General features: G+C 71.2%; 1 pseudogene. It reads left to right on the forward strand.

The features are described from left to right. Positions 1 to 43: 43 nt before the first annotated feature. A pseudogene (locus BIU99_RS20065) lies at positions 44 to 316 on the forward strand (hypothetical protein); the annotation flags it as partial.

Consider the following 316-nt stretch of genomic DNA (forward strand, 5'->3'; position numbering starts at 1 on the left):
GTTCCTGGTGCGCCGCACGATCACGGGACGTGGTGGTGAGGGCGTGAACCGCACGCTGCTGCAGGCGTGCGGGGAGCTCCGGGACGACGCCGCGACGTCGGACGACCGGGCGGTGCTCGACTACCTCTCGGCCGGACGGAAGCACTTCGCGGACGACGCCGCCGTGACGGAGGCCGTCCTGAACGCCCCGTACTACCTGCGAGGGCGGCGTCCCCACCAGAAGCTGGTGCTGGCGTGGGTGGAGGAGTCGCTCCGACCGAAGGAGCCGATCGACCTGTCCGCGACGACGATCGAACACGTGCTGCCCCAGCGCCTC

It is taken from the genome of Plantibacter sp. MMLR14_011 (assembly GCF_001865025.1).
GTDB lineage: Bacteria > Actinomycetota > Actinomycetes > Actinomycetales > Microbacteriaceae > Plantibacter > Plantibacter flavus_A.